The organism is Burkholderia sp. JKS000303, from assembly GCF_002563755.1.
Lineage (GTDB): Bacteria > Pseudomonadota > Gammaproteobacteria > Burkholderiales > Burkholderiaceae > Burkholderia > Burkholderia anthina_B.
Genome location: NZ_PDBZ01000001.1, coordinates 3,510,494 through 3,527,289, shown reverse-complemented (window position 1 = coordinate 3,527,289; position 16,796 = coordinate 3,510,494). Strand labels below are relative to the sequence as shown.

The following is a 16,796-nucleotide window of genomic DNA, read 5'->3' as shown; positions in this document are numbered from 1 at the left end:
CGACATGAGAGATTTCGCCAACAAGGTCGCCGCGATCACGGGCGCAGGCTCGGGCATGGGCCGCTCGCTCGCGGTCCAGCTCGCGCAGGCCGGCTGCCACGTGTCGCTCGCCGACAAGAACGGCGTCGGCCTCGCCGAAACCGAGCGGATCGTGCGCGCGATCGCGCCGAAAGTGCGCGTCTCGACACGCGTGCTCGATGTCGGCGACCGCGACGCGATGTTCGCGTGGGCCGACGACACCGCGAAGGAACACGGCAAGGTCAACCTCGTGTTCAACAACGCGGGCGTCGCGCTGTCGAGCACGATCGACGGCATGGAATACAGCGATCTCGAGTGGATCATGAACATCAACTTCTGGGGCGTCGTGCACGGCACGAAGGCATTCCTGCCGCACCTGAAGGCGACCGGCGACGGCCACGTGATCAACACGTCGAGCATCTTCGGGATCTTCGCGCAGCCGGGGATGAGCGGCTACAACGCGACCAAGTACGCGGTGCGCGGCTTCACCGAATCGCTGCGCCAGGAGCTCGACATGCAGCGCTGCGGCGTGTCGGCCACCTGCGTGCATCCGGGCGGCATCCGCACCAACATCGCGCAGTCGAGCCGCATCTCGAAGAACATGATCGGCTTCATGATCGAGAGCGAGCAGCAAGGCAAGGACGACTTCGAGAAGTTCTTCATCACGACGCCGGACGACGCGGCGCGCACGATCCTCGCCGGCGTGCGCAGGAACAAGCGCCGCGTGCTGATCGGCCGCGACGCGAAGGCCGCCGACTGGATGGTGCGCGTGCTGCCGGCCGCGTATCAGGCGCTCGTCGTGCTGAAGTCGCGCCGCGAGGCCGCCAAGGCCCGCCGCATGGCGGCCCGCTACGGCGTGCCGGCGGCCGCCGCCCCGCTTCACGCCACCTACAACAACGCAGGCAATCAGGGAGGAGAACAATCATGACAACCCCGAACATGATGCCCGTGCGACGCGACATCCGTTTCGCGCTGCCGCCCGAACACGCGAAGGACTGGCACGTCCAGGGCGTGCCGGTCACGCACTTCATGAACGCGCTGTCGCTGCTGTTCCCGGCCGGCGAACGCTTCTTCATGGACTCGGTGCGCAACTATCGCGATCGCATCGAGGATCCGGAACTGAAGAAGCAGGTGCTCGGCTTCATCGGCCAGGAAGCGATGCACACGCGCGAGCACATCGAGTACAACGACCTGCTGCAATCGTCCGGCTTGCCCGCGCACAAGCTCGACAAGCGGCTGTGGACGATCCTCGGCTTCTTCAGGAAGGTGCTGCCGCACTCGATGCAGCTCGCGATCACGATCGCGCTCGAGCACTACACCGCGATCCTCGCGAACCAGCTGCTGTCGGGCCACGAGCACCGGATCGACGGGTCGGTCGAAGGCTATCAGCAGATGTGGATGTGGCACGCGATGGAGGAAACCGAGCACAAGGCCGTGTCGTACGACGTATGGAACGCCGTGATGAAGCCCGGCCTCGGCAGCTACCTGCTGCGCACCACCACGATGCTGCTGACCACCGCGATGTTCTGGACGATCGTGTTCGACTTCCACGTGCGGCTGATGCTGTCGCATCGTCGCAGGCACGGCGGGTTCGGCGGCATGTGGCGTCTCGTGAAGTATCTGTACAGCCCGAAGACCGGCGTGTTCCCGAGCATCGCCGGCGAATGGCTCGACTATTTCCGTCCGGGCTTCCATCCGTGGGACCACGACAACCACCAGTATCTGCAGGGGCTCGACACGCTGCTCGCGAACATCGATGCGACCAACGCGCGCTATGCGGCGCAGGCCGCGCCGCGCCGCGTGCCGCTGCATCCGGTTCCGCAGGCATGACATCATGGCGCGCGCACACGACATGCTGACCGTCCACTCCGGCGACGTGAAACTCGCCGTCTACGTCAGCGGCCCGCGTCGCGCGCCGCCGCTGATCCTGGTGCACGGCTACCCCGATTCGGCGGCCGTATGGGCGCCGATCCGCGCACGGCTCGCGAAGCGCTATCGCGTGATCGCGTACGACGTGCGCGGCGCCGGCGCATCCGATGCGCCGCGCCGTCGTGCGGACTACGCGCTCGCGCGGCTCGCGGACGACCTGAAGGCCGTCGCCGACGCGACCTGCGGCGGCCGGCCGTTCCATCTCGTCGGCCACGACTGGGGATCGATCCAGTGCTGGGAGGCCGTGACCGACCCGGCGTTTCGCGGCAGGATCGCGTCGTACACGTCGATCTCCGGGCCGTGCCTCGATCACGTGTTCCGCGCGAAGATGCGGCTCAGGCAGAGCCTGAAGTCGTGGTACATCGCGTTCTTCCATCTGCCGGTCGTGCCGTCGCTGGTCTGGCGACTCGGCGGCGCCGCGCTGTGGCCGCGCTGGCTGCAGCTCACCGAACGCGTCCGGCCGGAACGCGATCCTTCCCAGTTGAAGAATGCGCTGAACGGGCTGAAACTCTATCGCGCGAACTTCCTCGCGCGGGCGAGCAAGCCGCGCGAACGGCACGCGCAGGCGCCGGTGCAGATTCTCGTGCCGGTGCGCGATCGCTATGTGACGCCTGAAATGTCGATCGATCTCGACCGCTGGCTCGGTGAGCACGTGCGCGAGGAAATCGACGGCGCACACTGGATCGTGCTGCGCAATCCCGATCTGATCGCGTCGCGGATCGACCGGTTTGCGACGGCGCAGGAAAGGCCGGCGGTCGCGACGACAGCGCCCGCAGCGGTTCAGCGCACCGTCGGCAGTCGCTTGAACAGCGTTTCGTAGTCGATCACGAGCCCGTCGGCGTCGATGTCCATTTCCGCGGTGAAATCCCGGAAGATCCCTTCGTAGCGATAGCGCCGGCCGGGCTCGATGCACGCATAGGCCTGCTTGACCGGCTTCACGGTCAGGTCCGGCGTCGAGATGTAGGCGACGTCGATCGGCCGCCGTTCGCCGCGCTCGAGGCCAAGGCGGCCGATCGGCAGCGCATTCGTGAACGGCGTGGCCGCGATGTCGATATCGACGCAGCCGTCCAGTTCCGGCAGCGCGCGGCCTGCTCCGTCGCGCCAGTGCCCCGCCCCGTCGCTGCTCAGTTCGAGCGTGCCGCCGCCCATCACCCTGAGCGCCGCGTACGTCACCCGCCACCGCGGATCGCACTCGACCCGGTACGCCAGCCCGTACGCACGGCCGTACCGCTGGCCGACCACCGCGCTTTCGACGACGATGCCGCCGTCGCTCCGCTCGAACGTCAGGTGTTCGATCCCGTCGCCCTCGAGCGACGCCCAGCGCACTTCCCGCATCGTTGCCCCTCCTCCATGCCCCACACCGGGGCATCGTCGCACAAATCCCGACTATCCAGAATTCCCTATTCCGGTGCATGGCATTGTGTCCTATGCTCGCGGCTCGTCCTGTTCCGCCGCCACCATGCCTACCGCCCGCTCCGCTTCGCCGTCGATCGACCTGCGCATCCTGCTGCGCAGCATCGGACAGATCGTGCTGCAGGCGAACGCGTTCACGGGCGTGATGCTGGTCGCCGCCCTCGCGCTGACCGACCTGCGGCTCGCCTGCGCGGCCCTGGTCGGCGCGGCGGCCGCGAACCTGACCGCGGTACTGACCGGCGCGCCGCGCCGCGACATCGACCAGGGGCTGCACGGCTTCAACGGCGCGCTGGCCGCGCTGGTGGTCGTGCTGTTCGCCCCGACCGCGCTCGCGACACTCGCGCTGGTGCCGCTCGCCGCGATCGGCGCCGGGCTCGTGCAGCGCGCGATCCGCACGCCACTCGCGAAATGGCGGCAATGTCCGTATTCGAGCCCGTGCCTCGTCGCCACCGCGCTGTGGCTGCCGTTTGTCGCGGCGCAGCATGCGGGCGCGATGTCTGCCGCGACCGCTCCGACGTTCGAATCGTTCGCCCCCGCGCTGCTGTCGGGCGTCGCCCAAACCACGTTCGCGCAAGGCGCGTGGGCCGGCGCGCTGATCGTCGCCGGCATCGCCGCCGCATCGCGACGCGCGGCCGCGCTCGCGCTGGCCGGCGCGATCGTGTCGACCGCGCTGCTGGTCGCGCTCGGCGCAAGCGGCGCCCCCTTCGCCGACGGCCTGCTAGGCTTCAACGGCGCGCTCGCCGCACTTGCGCTGATGTCGCGCGGCACCCGCGCGGCGCTGGCAGCCGCCGCGCTGGCCGCGCTGATCCAGTGGCTCGCGATGCATGCCGGCCTCATCGTGCTCACCGCCCCGTTCGCGCTCGCGTCGTGGATCACGGTGGTCGTCGCACGCCGCTTTACCCTCGGAGAACCCGATGTCGTCATTCGCACACCGTCCTGATGCCGTGAAACCCGGCGGTCCGATCTCGGACGCCGAGCGCCGGCTGCGCGTCGATCTCGCCGCCGCCTATCGCCTCGTCGCGCTGAACGGCTGGGACGACCTGATCTACACGCACCTTTCCGCGACGGTGCCAGGCGAGCCCGGCCATTTCCTGATCAACCCGTTCGGTCTCACGTTCGACGAAGTATGTGCGTCGAATCTTGTGAAGATCGACCTGGCCGGCAACCGGATCGGCGACGGCGAACACGCGGTCAACGTGACGGGCTTCGCGCTGCACGCGGCCGTGCACGCCGCGCGGCCGGATGCCGTCTGCGTGATGCATCTGCACAATAGCGCCGGCATCGCGGTGTCGATCCAGCGCGACGGGCTGCTGCCCGCGTCGCAGCACGCACTGAGGTTTCATGGCGACCTCGCGTACCACGACTACGAAGCGCTCGCGTTCTCGCCGGCCGAAGGCGCGCGGCTGACCGCGAGCCTCGGCGGGAAATCCGCGATGCTGCTGCGCAACCACGGTACGCTGATGGTCGGCCGCACGGTCGCCGAGGCTTACGTGCTGATGGATACGCTGATCAAGGCCTGCGACATCCAGGTGCGTGCGCAGGCAGGCGGCGGGCCGCTGGTGCTGCCCGAGCCCGCCGTCGCCGAGCGCACGGCCGAGCAGTTGCGCGACGGCGGCGCGATCGAAGGCGAACTGGAATGGCCGGCGCTGCTGCGTCGGCTCGACCGGATCGACCGGTCGTATCGCGACTGACCGGCCGCCTTCGCCGCTATCCGGACGAATCGTTTACCCCCAACCATCGGAGCATTCAGTCATGCCGACTTTCAATATCCAGTTGTTCGAAGGCCGCACGGTCGAGCAGAAGCGCGCATTCGTCGAAGCAATCACGCGTGTCACGTGCGAGACGCTCGGCTGCGACCCGGGTTCGGTCGACATCATCCTTGCCGACGTGAAGAAGGAGAACTGGGCGACGGCCGGCAAGCTGTGGAGCGACGAGCGCTAAGCTCGACGCCGCCCCGCCCGGTTAGCGCCCGCGCCTGACGACCAGCCCGACCGACGTGCCCACGTACTTCTCGTACGCCAGCTTCAGATGCGGGATGTTCTTGTAAGGCGGCGCGTCGACGTGAAAATCGAGCGGGTGCGCGTCCGGCGCGACGACGAACGGCTGGACCTCGTGCCCGCGGCTTCTCAGCCGCTCGACCAGCTCCACCATGTCGCGACGGCGATACAGCACGGTTTGCCCGCTGTCGAGCGTGTCGTCGTCGGAGGTCAGGTTGAATTCGGTCGTATGGACCGCGACACCGCCGACGCGCAGGCACTTTTCGACCGCATTGACGACGAACTGCTTGCCGGCCTCGAGATCGCCGAGATGCTCGAAGCAGCACGACGACCAGTTGAAATCGAAATCGCGCAGATGATCCGGGATGTGGTTCATGTCGCACGCTTCGTACGACACGCGCTCGTCGAACAGGCGTCCGTCGACGATGTCCTCGTAGCGAATCTGCGACGACGCCGCGCTGTGCTGACCGGTGGCTTTCCAGCCATTCGCTTCGCCGATTTCCTCCGGCGCGTCGGTCGCGACGATCTGCGCGCCCAGCTTCGCGAACAGCGCCGGTAATCGCTCGCTGCCCACACCGAATACCAGGCCGCGCGCGCCCGGTTTCACCGCGCCCGACTGCAGCAAATGGTGGATCACGAAAACCCATTCCCACAATTTGCGGTGAAACACGAAGTGGTGATTCAGCATCCCGCAGATTTCGAGGAAGCGCGGATGGTAGAAATCCGCGACGCTGCAGGTTGAATACCGCGCGAATTCCCCCGGTTGCGAGGTGGCGGTGAACGGCGGAGACGGCACGAACGGCCGTTCGACGACGCGCGGCGGCTGCCTGACCATGTCGGTCAATTCCCTGCACGTGGATTCCAGCTGCGCAATTCGCGCATTGAGCGCGTCGATATCGCCGAGGTGACGATCGCTTTTGGTTTGCGCGGACACGGCGAACTGCGACAGCGAATTCTGAATATCCAGCACCGCGTGATACATGCGGGTCATTTGACGAAACGGGGTCATGCGCGTGATGTTCATCTATCAAATTTCTCCGAAGATGGCTTACCGCGTACTTACTGTCAGATACCGTCGAATGCGGGCTCGATCCCTGGGACCGGCCGGAACAGGTACGACATCATGCAATAAATCGTAACCCACCGCCATCATGCGGGCTTGCACTGGCGCGTCGGCTCGCCTATGCATGCCCGTTCGTTGTGCGCCCGCACATCGTGCCGTCACGCAATCGGCGCATAATGCCGGACAGACGCAGCAGCCAATGGCCACCCGACAGGAGACCGCCATGGAAGCGAAGAACGAGGAAGTCGTCGCACACCTGCTCTCCGACGTCGTCGAGTTCGCGCGCGGGCGGCTGCCCGAAGCGACGTTCCGGATCGTCGAACCGTTCTTGCGTCACTACTACGATTTCGTCGACGCCGACGATCTGCAGAATCGCAGCATCGCCGACCTGTATGGCGCCGCCATGGCGCACTGGCAGACCGCCCAGAAATTCGTGCCCGGCAGCGAGCGGCTGCGCGTGTACAACCCGATCCTCGAACAGCACGGCTGGCACTCGGACCACACGGTGATCGAGATCGTCAACGACGACATGCCGTTTCTCGTCGACTCGGTGACGATGGCCGTCAACCGCCTGGGGCTCGCGCTGCACTCCGCGCTGCATCCCGTGTTCCGCATCTGGCGCGGCAGTAACGGCGGCATCGAGCGTGTCGACGCCGGCGGCGCAACATCCGACGACAACCGGTCGCAACTCGCGTCGTTCATCCATTTCGAAGTCGACCGCTGCGGCGACACCGCCCTGCTCGACACGCTGCGCGAAGACATCGCTCGCGTGCTCGGCGACGTGCGCGCCTCGGTCGAGGACTGGCCGAAGATCGTCGACATCGCGCGCGCGACGATCAAGGACATGAAAGCCCGCGAATCGACCGCGGAAGACATCGAAGCGCGCGCGTTCCTCGAATGGATGGTGGCCGACCACTTCACGTTCCTCGGCCAGCGCGACTACGCGCTGGTATCCGATGGCACGGGCTTCGGCCTGCGCGGCATCGAAGGCTCGGGCTCCGGCCTGCTGCGCGAAGCGCTGCGCCCGTCCGGCGCACCGGACGTGACGCCGCTGCCACCGGCCGCCGCCGACATCATCACCGGCCCCTGGCCGATCTTCCTGACCAAGGCGAACTCGCGCGCGACCGTGCACCGCCCCGGCTATCTCGACTACGTCGGCGTGAAACTCGTCGGCGCCGACGGCAAGGTGATCGGCGAACGCCGCTTCATCGGGCTCTACACGTCGACCGCCTACATGGTGTCGAGCGCCGAGATCCCGATCGTACGCCGCAAGTGCGCGAACATCGTGCGGCGCGCGGGCTTCCTGCCGAAGGGACATCTCGGCAAGTCGCTCGTCACGGTGCTCGAAACCTATCCGCGCGACGAACTGTTCCAGGCCGACGAAGACCAGCTCTACGACATCGCGCTCGGCATCCTGCGGCTGCAGGAACACCAGCGCACGCGCCTGTTCGTGCGGCGCGACCGCTTCGGCCGCTTCGTGTCGTGCCTCGCCTTCGTGCCGCGCGACAAGTACAACACCGACCTGCGCCGGCGCATCGCGAAGCTGCTCGTCGACGCGTACAACGGCGTGAACGTCGAGTTCACGCCGCTGCTGTCGGAATCGGCGATCGCGCGCATTCACTTCGTCGTCCATGCGGAACCGGGCACGATGCCCGACGTCGACACGCGCGAGCTCGAAACGCGGCTCGTGCAGGTCGCGCGCCGCTGGCAGGACGATCTGGCCGACGCGCTGCTCGACGCATTCGGCGAGGAGCAAGGCAACCGCCTGCTGCAGCGCTATGCAGAATCGTTCCCGGCCGGCTATCGCGACGACTATCCGGCGCGCACCGCCGTGCGCGACATCGAGCTGATCGAACGCGTGAAGGATTCGGGCCAGCTCGCGATGAACCTGTACCGCCCGATCGAAGCCGAGCCGCGCGCGTTCCGCTTCAAGGTGTATCGCGCGGGCGATCCGATCGCGCTGTCGCGCAGCCTGCCGATGCTCGAACATCTCGGCGTGCGCGTCGACGAGGAACGGCCGTACCGGATCCAGACGCAGGATGCCGCGCACGCGTGGGTGCACGACTTCGGGCTCGAACTGGCCGACGATACCGAGTTCGACATCGAGCGCGTGAAGGGCCTGTTCGAGGACGCGTTCGATCGCATCTGGAGCGGCCGGATCGAGAACGACGATTTCAACCGCCTCGTGCTGCGCGCACACCTGAGCGCGCGCGAGGTCACGATTCTGCGCGCGTATGCGAAATACCTGCGGCAGGTCGGCTCGACGTTCAGCGACGCGTACATCGAGCGCGCGCTGACCGGCAATCCGGCGATCGCGCGACAGCTCGTCGAATTGTTCCTGCTGCGCTTCGATCCGGCCACCGGCGGCACGGGCGGCACGCGCGACGTGCAGGCCGAACGCTTGCTGAAGGCGATCGAGACGGCCCTCGACCAGGTGCCGAACCTCGACGAAGACCGGATCCTGCGCCAGTTCCTCGGCGTGATCAACGCGACCGAGCGCACCAACTATTTCCTGCGCGACGCGGATGGCGAACCGAAGCCGTACCTGTCGTTCAAGTTCAACCCGGCGAAAGTGCCGGGCCTGCCCGAACCGAAGCCGATGTTCGAGATCTGGGTGTACTCGCCGCGCGTCGAGGGCGTACACCTGCGCGGCGGGCGCGTCGCGCGCGGCGGCCTGCGCTGGTCGGATCGCCGCGAGGATTTCCGCACCGAGGTGCTCGGGCTGATGAAGGCGCAGATGGTGAAGAACGTCGTGATCGTGCCGGTCGGCTCGAAAGGCGGCTTCGTCGTGAAGAACCCGCCGTCGCCGAGCGATCGCGAAGCGTGGATGCGCGAAGGCATCGCGTGCTACCAGACCTTCCTGCGCGGGCTGCTCGACCTGACCGACAACCTCGCCGGCAACGCGATCGTGCCGCCGCCCGACGTGGTACGGCATGACCCCGACGATCCGTATCTGGTCGTCGCGGCCGACAAGGGCACGGCCACCTTCTCCGACTACGCGAACGCGATCTCGCACGAATACGGCTTCTGGCTCGACGACGCGTTCGCATCCGGCGGCTCGGTCGGCTACGACCACAAGAAGATGGCGATCACCGCGCGCGGCGCGTGGGAATCGGTGAAGCGGCACTTCCGCGAGATGGGCGTCGATACGCAGACGACCGACTTCACCGTGGTCGGCGTCGGCGACATGTCGGGCGACGTGTTCGGCAACGGGATGCTGCTGTCGCCGCATATCCGGCTCATCGCGGCCTTCGATCACCGGCACGTGTTCCTCGACCCGAACCCCGATCCGGCGACGAGCTTCGCGGAGCGCCAGCGGATGTTCGCGCTCGAACGCTCGAGCTGGGCCGACTACGATACGGCCACGATCTCGTCGGGCGGCGGCGTCTATCCGCGCACCGCGAAGACGATCCCGCTGTCGCCGGCCGTGCAGGCCGCGCTCGGCATCGACGCGCACGCGCTGCCGCCGACCGAGCTGATCCGCGCGATCCTGCAGGCGCCGGTCGACCTGCTGTACAACGGCGGCATCGGTACCTACGTGAAGGCCGCGCGCGAAACCCACCTGCAGGTCGGCGATCGCGCGAACGACGCGGTGCGCGTGAACGGCGCGGACCTGCGCTGCAAGGTCGTCGGCGAAGGCGGCAACCTGGGCTGCACGCAGTTCGGCCGCATCGAGTTCGCGCAGCGCGGCGGGCGCATCAACACCGACGCGATCGACAACTCGGCCGGCGTCGATTGTTCGGATCACGAAGTCAACATCAAGATCCTGCTCGGGCTCGTCGTCACCGACGGCGAGATGACCGAGAAGCAGCGCAACGCCCTGCTCGCGGAAATGACCGACGAAGTCGGGCTGCTGGTGCTGCACGACAACTACTACCAGACGCAGGCGCTGTCGATCGCGGGCCGCTACAGCGTCGAGCTGCTCGACGCCGAGGCGCGCCTGATGCGCTGGCTCGAACGCGCGGGCCGCCTGAACCGCGTGATCGAGTTCCTGCCGACCGACGACGAGGTCGCCGAACGGCAGGCCGCGAAACAGGGCCTCACGTCGCCGGAGCGCGCGGTGCTGCTCGCGTACAGCAAGATGTGGCTCTACGACGCGCTGCTCGAAACCGACGTGCCCGAGGATCCGCTCGTCGCCGCGATGCTCGTCGACTACTTCCCGAAGCCGCTGCAACAGCGCTTCGGCGAACCGATGCAGCGCCATCCGCTGCGCCGCGAGATTCTCGCGACGCACCTGACCAACGCGCTCGTCAACCGCGTCGGCTGCACGTTCGTGCACCGGCTGATGGAGGAAACCGACGCGAAGCCGGGCGACATCGTGCGCGCGTGCATCATGGCGCGCGACGTGTTCGATCTCGATGCGGTGTGGCGCGACATCGACGCGCTCGACAACCGGGTCGCCGACGACGTGCAGGCGCGCATGTTCGTCGATGTCGCGCGGCTGCTGGAGCGCGCGGCGCTGTGGTTCCTGCGGCACCTGCAGTCGGGGGCGGTGGCCGACGGCGGCGTGGCCGGGCTGATCGCGCGCTGCCGCGACGCGGTACAGCGCATCGCGCCGCAGTTGCCGTCGCTGCTGCCGGCTGACGTGCTCGACGCGCTGTCCGAACGGCAGCGCGTGCTGGTCGACGCCGGCGTCGACAGCGCGCTGGCGGTGCGCGTCGCGAGCGGCGACATCTCGGCCGCGCTGCTCGACATCGCCGAAGTGGCGGCCACCTGCAACCGCAGCCTCGAACTCGTCGCGGGCGTCTACTTCTCGCTCGGCACGCTGCTCAACTACGGATGGATCGGCGAGCGCGCGGCGGCACTCCCGACCCCGACGCACTGGGACATGCTGGCACGTGCGGCGGCGCTCGCGGAAGTCGCGCGGCTCAAGCGCGCGCTGGCGAGCAGCGCACTCTCGGAATCGTCGGACTCGACGGCGCCCGAGACGATCGTCCACACGTGGCGCGAACGCCGCGAGGCCGCGCTGCAGCGTTACGAACACCTGCTCGCCGACCTGCGCGCGTCGGGCAGCGCGAGCCTCGCGGTGCTGCTCGTGGTCGTGCGCGAGATGGCCGTGCTCGAACGCGCGTGACCGGCGGTCGCGGCGCTACACCGTCGCGACGAGCAGTTCTTCCGCGTTGCTCGGCGGGCGCAGGCCGTCGGTGCGATCGGCGAAGTAGCGGCGCGTGAGCGCCGCGGCCGATACGTGGTCGGCCTGCGCGAAGCCGGCTTGCGTCGCGAGCGCGCGGATTTCCGACGGCATGAAGAAGCTGATGAACGGCGTGCCGCTCGCGCGCGCGCCCTTCGCGGCCATCTCCAGGCCCGGACGCACGTCCGGATCGGCATGTTCGAGCGGCAACAGGAACGTCATCGCAAACGTCGAGCCCGGCGCGAGCGACGCGACTTCACGCAACGCCGCCGCATTCGCTTCGCGCGTCAGGTACATGCTGACGCCGGTGGACACCACGACCGCCGGCTTGCCCGCATCGAAGCCTGCGCGCACGAGCGCGTCGCGCCACGACTGCTTCGCTTCGAAATCGACCGGCACGAACCGCAGCCAGTCCGGCACGCCGAAACCGGTCTCGGTCAGGCGGCGGCGCTTCCATGCCTGCGGCGCCGGCGGATCGACCTCGAATACGGTGACGCGCGCCGCCATCTCGGGCCGGCGCTGCACGAAACTGTCCAGGCCCGCGCCGAGGATCACGTACTGGCTCACGCCCCGCGCGGCCTGCTCGACGACGAGATCCTCGATGAAGCGCGCCCGCGCGACGATCGACGCGCGAAACGGCCGCGTGAACTGCGGGTCCATGTCGCCGCGCTGCTGCCAGCCCGGCGCCGGCGCGAGCAGGCGCAGGCCGACTTCGTCGGCGAGCACGTGCGGCGGCGCATCGAGTGCAACGTGCAGCGCACGCCACAGCGCGACGCGCGCGGCGGTGCTGTCAGGGGCGTCGGGGTGCTTGTCGGTCATCGTCGTCGCCTCACACGTTCGGCTTGCCCGGCGCCTGCAGGCGCCAGACGCGACCATCCGGATCGCGCACCGTCATGTCGCGCGTGCCCCAGTGGGTGTCCTCGAACGGCGTGACCACGTCGACGATCGGCTGCGGGCGGACCGCCTGTTCGTCGGGCACCTTCAGCACGACCTGCATGTCGGGCGTCTCGCTCGGCGGCACTTCGGCGATGAACAGATACGGGCCGTCGCCGCTGCGCAACTGGCCCGAGTGGTGATCGGTTTCGAATTCCAGCGTGAAACCCAGCGCCTGGAAGAACTTCGCCGACTTGCCCCAGTTGTGCGTCGTCAGGAACACGGCTTCGATTCGCTCGGATGACATGTCACTCCTCCTTGGTGGACGGCCCGGCCTCCGGCTGTGCCGCGGCCAGATACGCGCGCAATGCGTCGGCCACCAGCGCGGACAGCGACTGCTCCGTTTCGATGGCGCGATGCTTGACCTGCCGGATCAGGCTCAGCGGCAGGTACACGTTGAATTGCTTCACTTCTTCGTCGGTCATGGAAGCTAGTATGCTAGTAATCTAGCAAATGTCAAACACGGTATCCGGAACCCGCCATCGCAGCGGCACGACGGACGGCGCGCATCCCGGCGCCGGCGCCGCACCGCCGGGCGCTCACATGCTGTTCGCGCGCGCCGCCACCCGTGCGAACAGCGCGTCGAGATCGAAGCCCGTTGTATCAATGCCGATCGTGTCGCGCAGGCACGCGCCCCACCCGGCCGCATCGTCGAACGTCGTCGTGCGCCCCGCGCCTGCCGCGTCGCGCACCGTCAGCGCCGTGTTGAACAGCGCCGCGCGGCCGTCCGGCAGCACGCGGCACGCAATCAGGTCGTTCACGAAGATGGATTCGGGATACGTCGACGTGAACCAGTTCGCGGCTTCGTAATCGATCCACTCGGCCGGTTTCAGCGCAAAGCGGTAGGTGGTCTGCCAGCCGTCGGGGATCTCGAACTGCATGTCGAACTCGCCGTCGACCGGCGCGTCGACGACGCGAAACGCGCCGTGCGGCGTCGACTGCCGCTCGCCCGGCACGAACCGCAGCGGCGTGGTCAGCGTCGCGCTGCCGAAACCGATGTCCGCGAGCCACATCGCGCCGTCGAGGTCGATGCGCAGCAGCATGTGCGTCTGCGCGGTGACGGCCTCCGGCGGCCGCATCCAGCGCACGCGCGCGATCAGCGGCGTCACGCGAAAGCCGATCGTCGTGAGCGCGGCATGGAACAGCTTGTTGAGTTCGAAGCAGTAGCCGCCGCGACGGCGCCCGATCACCTTGTCGACGATCGCGGGCAGATCCAGCGCGACGCGCGCACCGGTCAGCGGATTGAGGTTTTCGAACGGGATCGCCTGCGGGTGCAGCAGATGCAGTCGGCGCAGCACGTCGAGCGTCGGCTCGGCCGGGCCGTCGTAGCCGATGCGGGCGAAGTAGCGCGGGAGGTCGAACGAGTCAGTCATGAACCGGCACCGATAACAGGGGACACGCCACGATAGCATCGAGCGAAATCCCCATGTTACGCGGGGCCATCCCGGCGAGCCGCGCGCGACGCCGGCACCGCGTCGCGCACGGCAGGCGGCGCCGTTACGGCAGCAGTTTCAGCGCGGACGATGCGACCGACGGCACCGAAATGCCCTGGCTCGTCGCGAACTGCACGGCCTGGCTGAGCGTCGACGTGAGCGACTGCAGCTGGCCCGGCGCGCTTTGCGCGATGTACGACGCGGCCTGCATGTTCTGCGGGCTCAGGCCCGACTGCAGCAGCGACGCGGCGCTCGTCGAACCGAGATTGCCGAGCCCGGACTGCAGTTGCGAATACTGCGTGAGGCCCTGGCCGAGCGACGCGAGGCCGCTGCTGAACGCCTGCTTGTCGACCGGGCCTTGCGTCGCGCCACCGCTTGCGAAGGCCTGACCGAGCGCCTGCGACACCGACTGCTGCGCGCCGCCCATCTGCGACAGCGCGGCCGGCGTCAATGCGTTGCCGTTGCCCAGCTGACCGGCAGCCTGCTGCGCCTGCCCGGCCGCGCCGGTCAGGCCCATCGCCGAGGCGAGCGACGACTGGCCGACCAGCACCTGCTGGTTCGCGCCGACGTACGCCTGCATCAATTGCGCGACGCCGCCCTGCGCGGGCGCGGCCTGTTGCTGCCCGCCGCCGAGCAGCGACGAGCCGATCGACTGCAGGTCGAGTTGCGCATGCGCGGTGCCGTTCGCGCCAAGCAGGATGCCGAATGCGATGCCCGCCGATGCGAGGCGCTTGCCCGTCGCGCGAATGTGCTCCATGTGTTTCCCTCGTGCCGGAATGATTGAGGCCGACATTTTCGAAGCGCGTCGCGCACCGCCGCAACGACTGAAACACATCGAAACGAAATCGCCCGTCAGGGCCGCTTGCAATTCCGCCGCCGCATTACCTCGCGACATGCATTCATCCGAACCGGCTGCGCGATATCAAGCACGCCGCGCGATTCGTTCCTTTGCCGCATCAATATGGCGTGTTTCGGGTTTCGGCAATCGACGGCGCGATGCGCGTTTTCTGGTGTGCGCGGCGGCGAGCGCGCATCGGCATGCGCGTCCGCCGCCTTTTGCCGATCGGCCCGTCGTGCCGCGCGTCAGGCGGCCATCCAGCCGGGTACGCGCTGGCCGACCCAGTCGGCCGCCCGCTCGTAGCCGCGTGCGAGTTGCAGCACGGCGAGATCCGCACGCGGTCGGCCGATCAGTTGCATCCCCATCGGCAGCCCCGCGTCGTTGAAGCCGACCGGCACGCTGATCACCGGGCAACCGGCCAGCGTCCACGGCACGACCGTTTCCATCCAGCGGTGGTACGTATCCATCGCGCGGCCCGCGATTTCCGTCGGCCAGCGCTGCTCGACATCGAACGGGAACACCTGCGCGGTCGGCGCGGCGATGAAGTCGTAGCGATCGAAGAAACTCAGCACGGCCTGATGCCACGCGGTGCGCTCGATGCTCGCGTCGAACACCGCCGCCCCCTGCATCGCGAGCAGCCCTTCGACCTCGTAGATCGCCTCGGGCTTCAACAGCGCGCGCCGCGCCGGGTCGCGATAGTGCGCGAGCAAGCCGCCGCCGGACAGCAGGTGCCGATGCGCGAGCCACAGACGCCAGATCCGGTCGGGCGCGAACGCCGGCAACGCGGAGTCGACGTCGCAGCCGATCTCGCGCAGCGTCGCCAAGCCCTTTTCGCACTGCGCGAGCACGCCGGGTTCGGTTGCCAGATAGCCGTTCCAGTCTCCGACCCATGCGATGCGTTCGCCGCGCAGATCCTTGTCGAGCGGTTTCGCGAACACGGCCGGATCCTCCGCGAGCGACAACGGATCGTTCGGATCGTAGCCGGCCTGGATCGACAGCAGTTGCGCGACGTCGCCGACCGTGCGGCCCATCGGCCCTTCGATGCCGAGCTGCTGCATGTACACGTCGACGCCCGGCCAGCGCGGCACGCGGCCCTGCGACGGACGGAAACCGTAGATGTTGCAGAACGCGGCCGGATTGCGCAGCGAGCCGCCGAAGTCGCTGCCGTCCGCGACCGGCAGCATCCGCGACGCCAGCGCCGCCGCCGTGCCGCCGCTGCTGCCGCCCGCGCTCTTCGTCAGGTCGTACGGATTGCGCGTCGCGCCGTGGATTTCGTTGAACGTATGCGAGCCGAGACCGAACTCGGGCGTATTGGTCTTGCCGATGAAGATCGCGCCAGCCGCCCGCATCCGGCCAACACCGACCGAATCCGCCTGCGGCACGTTATCGCGGAAGATCGGCGAGCCGTAGGTCGTGCGCAGCCCCTTCGTCATCGCGAGATCCTTCGGCGCCTGCGGCATCCCGTGCATCCAGCCGTGATACTCGCCGCGTGCGAGCGCGGCGTCCTTTTCGGTGGCTTCGGCGAGCAACGTGTCGCGATCGCGCAGCGAAATCAGCGCATTCACCGCGCCGTTCACGCGCTCGATGTGATCGAGATACGCGCGCATCGTCTCGACGCAGGACACCGCCTTGCTGCGGATCGCCGACGCGAGTTCGCCGGCCGACAGGCGCACGATCGGGTCGACGGTGATGGATGCGGGTGCGAGAAGCTGCGGGGCGCCATGCGGCATGCGGGGTCTCCTGAAATCGGAATGGTCGGCGGGCCGCGTGACGGCGGCAGACCGCCCCGGCCGGGCCGGGACAGGCCGCGCCGCGGCCGATGATGCTCTACTCTACGCGACGCCGGACGGCCGACCTCCGATATTTTCCGTCGCGATTCATTGAGGATCCGACTAAATCGCTGCGACGCGCCGCTGGATCGGATTCCCCCCATCGCACAGCCGTTCGGACGGCCTGCCGATAAAAACGTTTATGCGCATAAACTTAAATTTCTTATATTTCTAATAGGCGCCGCCCAACGTGGCGGGACGTTGACGACATT

Annotated in this window: 15 protein-coding genes; 7 read left to right on the top strand and 8 right to left on the bottom strand. The window is 67.9% G+C overall.

Annotated features, from left to right (window positions below; genetic code table 11):
* The first annotated feature begins 4 nt into the window (after nt 1–4).
* The 3 genes from BX604_RS16725 to BX604_RS16715 are packed head-to-tail and all read left to right on the top strand — an operon-like array spanning nt 5 to nt 2,767.
* Nucleotides 5–946 (top strand): SDR family NAD(P)-dependent oxidoreductase, encoded by a 942-nt coding sequence (locus BX604_RS16725; RefSeq protein WP_098551764.1) that lies wholly within the window; start codon nt 5–7, stop codon nt 944–946.
* Entirely contained in the window at nt 943–1,848 is a 906-nt protein-coding gene (locus BX604_RS16720) for a metal-dependent hydrolase (RefSeq protein ID WP_098551763.1), read from the top strand. The genes BX604_RS16725 and BX604_RS16720 overlap by 4 nt, the downstream gene beginning before the upstream one ends.
* Nucleotides 1,849–1,852: 4 nt before the next feature.
* A complete protein-coding gene (locus tag BX604_RS16715; protein ID WP_098552925.1) occupies nt 1,853–2,767 on the top strand; it encodes an alpha/beta fold hydrolase in 915 nt (304 codons plus the stop codon).
* Here BX604_RS16715 and BX604_RS16710 read toward each other — a convergent pair.
* Nucleotides 2,728–3,282 carry a putative glycolipid-binding domain-containing protein gene (locus BX604_RS16710; protein ID WP_098551762.1) on the bottom strand — a complete coding sequence of 185 codons (555 nt, stop codon included), beginning with the start codon at nt 3,280–3,282 and terminating at the stop codon, nt 2,728–2,730. The two genes, BX604_RS16715 and BX604_RS16710, sit on opposite strands and share 40 nt — an antisense overlap.
* Nucleotides 3,283–3,406: 124 nt before the next feature.
* Here BX604_RS16710 and BX604_RS16705 point away from each other — a divergent pair, with 124 nt between their 5' ends.
* The 3 genes from BX604_RS16705 to BX604_RS16695 all read left to right on the top strand — a co-directional run bounded on the left by BX604_RS16705 (nt 3,407) and on the right by BX604_RS16695 (nt 5,301).
* The gene (locus BX604_RS16705; protein WP_098551761.1) at nt 3,407–4,300 is read left to right on the top strand and encodes an urea transporter; all 894 of its coding nucleotides are present in this window, start codon (nt 3,407–3,409) and stop codon (nt 4,298–4,300) included.
* On the top strand, nt 4,275–5,051 hold the full coding sequence (locus tag BX604_RS16700; RefSeq protein WP_098551760.1) for a class II aldolase/adducin family protein: 777 nt from the start codon (nt 4,275–4,277) through the stop codon (nt 5,049–5,051). The genes BX604_RS16705 and BX604_RS16700 overlap by 26 nt, the downstream gene beginning before the upstream one ends.
* A gap of 61 nt (nt 5,052–5,112) precedes the next feature.
* On the top strand, nt 5,113–5,301 hold the full coding sequence (locus BX604_RS16695) for a 4-oxalocrotonate tautomerase (RefSeq protein ID WP_014898956.1): 189 nt from the start codon (nt 5,113–5,115) through the stop codon (nt 5,299–5,301).
* Between the two features lie 21 nt (nt 5,302–5,322).
* Here the strand turns inward: BX604_RS16695 and BX604_RS39625 are convergent, their stop codons facing one another.
* Nucleotides 5,323–6,381 carry an SAM-dependent methyltransferase gene (locus BX604_RS39625; protein WP_244109107.1) on the bottom strand — a complete coding sequence of 353 codons (1,059 nt, stop codon included), beginning with the start codon at nt 6,379–6,381 and terminating at the stop codon, nt 5,323–5,325.
* A 262-nt stretch (nt 6,382–6,643) separates the two neighbouring features.
* Here BX604_RS39625 and BX604_RS16685 point away from each other — a divergent pair, with 262 nt between their 5' ends.
* Entirely contained in the window at nt 6,644–11,494 is a 4,851-nt protein-coding gene (locus tag BX604_RS16685; protein WP_098551759.1) for an NAD-glutamate dehydrogenase, read from the top strand.
* Between the two features lie 15 nt (nt 11,495–11,509).
* Here BX604_RS16685 and BX604_RS16680 read toward each other — a convergent pair whose 3' ends face one another.
* From BX604_RS16680 to BX604_RS16655, 6 genes are all read right to left on the bottom strand, one after another.
* On the bottom strand, nt 11,510–12,370 hold the full coding sequence (locus BX604_RS16680) for a class I SAM-dependent methyltransferase (protein WP_098551758.1): 861 nt from the start codon (nt 12,368–12,370) through the stop codon (nt 11,510–11,512).
* Between the two features lie 10 nt (nt 12,371–12,380).
* Nucleotides 12,381–12,731, bottom strand: a complete 351-nt coding sequence (locus BX604_RS16675; protein ID WP_098551757.1) for a VOC family protein — start codon at nt 12,729–12,731, stop codon at nt 12,381–12,383.
* A gap of 1 nt (nt 12,732) precedes the next feature.
* Nucleotides 12,733–12,909, bottom strand: coding sequence for a ribbon-helix-helix protein, CopG family (locus BX604_RS16670; protein WP_098551756.1), 177 nt, complete (start codon nt 12,907–12,909; stop codon nt 12,733–12,735).
* A 114-nt stretch (nt 12,910–13,023) separates the two neighbouring features.
* Nucleotides 13,024–13,857, bottom strand: coding sequence for an arylamine N-acetyltransferase family protein (locus tag BX604_RS16665; protein WP_098551755.1), 834 nt, complete (start codon nt 13,855–13,857; stop codon nt 13,024–13,026).
* Nucleotides 13,858–13,981: 124 nt separating this feature from the next.
* The gene (locus tag BX604_RS16660; protein ID WP_098551754.1) at nt 13,982–14,674 is read right to left on the bottom strand and encodes a hypothetical protein; all 693 of its coding nucleotides are present in this window, start codon (nt 14,672–14,674) and stop codon (nt 13,982–13,984) included.
* 326 nt (nt 14,675–15,000) lie between these two features.
* A complete protein-coding gene (locus tag BX604_RS16655) occupies nt 15,001–16,485 on the bottom strand; it encodes an amidase (RefSeq protein WP_098551753.1) in 1,485 nt (494 codons plus the stop codon).
* Nucleotides 16,486–16,796: the final 311 nt, after the last annotated feature.

Bases quoted from the DNA above. Each gene is read 5' to 3' on its own strand.
- BX604_RS16705 (WP_098551761.1), top strand. From the start codon at position 3,407: ATGCCTACCGCCCGCTCCGCTTCGCCGTCGATCGACCTGCGCATCCTG.
- BX604_RS16670 (WP_098551756.1), bottom strand. From the start codon at position 12,909: ATGACCGACGAAGAAGTGAAGCAATTCAACGTGTACCTGCCGCTGAGC.
- BX604_RS16685 (WP_098551759.1), top strand. From the start codon at position 6,644: ATGGAAGCGAAGAACGAGGAAGTCGTCGCACACCTGCTCTCCGACGTC.
- BX604_RS16710 (WP_098551762.1), bottom strand. From the start codon at position 3,282: ATGCGGGAAGTGCGCTGGGCGTCGCTCGAGGGCGACGGGATCGAACAC.
- BX604_RS16725 (WP_098551764.1), top strand. From the start codon at position 5: ATGAGAGATTTCGCCAACAAGGTCGCCGCGATCACGGGCGCAGGCTCG.
- BX604_RS16715 (WP_098552925.1), top strand. From the start codon at position 1,853: ATGGCGCGCGCACACGACATGCTGACCGTCCACTCCGGCGACGTGAAA.
- BX604_RS16675 (WP_098551757.1), bottom strand. From the start codon at position 12,731: ATGTCATCCGAGCGAATCGAAGCCGTGTTCCTGACGACGCACAACTGG.
- BX604_RS16655 (WP_098551753.1), bottom strand. From the start codon at position 16,485: ATGCCGCATGGCGCCCCGCAGCTTCTCGCACCCGCATCCATCACCGTC.
- BX604_RS16660 (WP_098551754.1), bottom strand. From the start codon at position 14,674: ATGGAGCACATTCGCGCGACGGGCAAGCGCCTCGCATCGGCGGGCATC.
- BX604_RS39625 (WP_244109107.1), bottom strand. From the start codon at position 6,381: ATGAACATCACGCGCATGACCCCGTTTCGTCAAATGACCCGCATGTAT.
- BX604_RS16695 (WP_014898956.1), top strand. From the start codon at position 5,113: ATGCCGACTTTCAATATCCAGTTGTTCGAAGGCCGCACGGTCGAGCAG.
- BX604_RS16720 (WP_098551763.1), top strand. From the start codon at position 943: ATGACAACCCCGAACATGATGCCCGTGCGACGCGACATCCGTTTCGCG.
- BX604_RS16665 (WP_098551755.1), bottom strand. From the start codon at position 13,857: ATGACTGACTCGTTCGACCTCCCGCGCTACTTCGCCCGCATCGGCTAC.
- BX604_RS16700 (WP_098551760.1), top strand. From the start codon at position 4,275: ATGTCGTCATTCGCACACCGTCCTGATGCCGTGAAACCCGGCGGTCCG.
- BX604_RS16680 (WP_098551758.1), bottom strand. From the start codon at position 12,370: ATGACCGACAAGCACCCCGACGCCCCTGACAGCACCGCCGCGCGCGTC.